The organism is Oceanimonas baumannii (assembly GCF_002245495.1).
Classification (GTDB): Bacteria; Pseudomonadota; Gammaproteobacteria; order Enterobacterales; family Aeromonadaceae; genus Oceanimonas; species Oceanimonas baumannii.
The window spans coordinates 1-770 of record NZ_NQJF01000057.1 but is presented as its reverse complement, the minus strand read 5'-3'; the positions used below and the strand labels follow the sequence as shown (position 1 = coordinate 770).

At 60.8% G+C, this 770-nt stretch carries 1 protein-coding gene; it reads left to right on the top strand.

The features are described from left to right. Positions 1-640, top strand: a 640-nt coding sequence (locus B6S09_RS18150) for a DUF2333 family protein (RefSeq protein WP_141202009.1), incomplete at its 5' end; no start/stop codon positions are given. Between the last annotated feature and the right edge of the window lie 130 nt (positions 641-770).

Sequence of the window (770 nt, the reverse complement as noted above, 5' to 3'; positions counted from 1 at the left end):
CCAATCGGCTGAAGACGCTGACTTGGCCAAGGCCGAGCCACGCTTCAACTTCGACAACAAGAGCTGGGTGCTGCCGTCCAGTGAGTCCGAGTACCAGGAAGGCATCAATTCCCTGAGCCGCTATGAAGCGCGCCTCTCCGATCCCAACCAGAAAGGCGCGCTGTTCTACGCCCGCGCCGACAACCTCAACAATTGGCTGGGCGATGTCGCCACGCGCCTGGGTTCGTTGTCCCAGCGCCTGTCGGCCAGCGTCGGTCGGGTCAAACTCAACACCGCGTTGAAAACCGAGGCGCTCGCGCCGGGTGAAGTGCCGCAGGTTGACGAAGAAGTGGTGGAAACCCCGTGGATGCAGATCGACAACGTGTTCTACGAAGCCCGTGGCCAGGCCTGGGCCTTGTCTCACCTGCTGCGTGCGATCGAAGTCGACTTTGCCGATGTGCTGGCCAAGAAGAACGCCACCGTCAGCGTGCGCCAGATCATTCGTGAGCTGGAAGCCTCGCAAGAGCCGGTGTGGAGCCCAATGATCCTCAATGGCAGCGGTTTTGGCGTACTGGCCAACCATTCGCTGGTCATGGCCAATTACATTTCCCGGGCCAACGCTGCGGTGATCGACCTGCGTCAACTGCTCAACCAGGGTTGATGATGGATGCCAGTCAACGGGAGGAGGCCCATCGCGCGGCCTCCGATGCCGAGCTGATCTGTTGGGTCGACGAGCAGGACAACCTGCTCGGCCACCTCGTCAGGTCCGATCCTGTCTCTTATACACATCT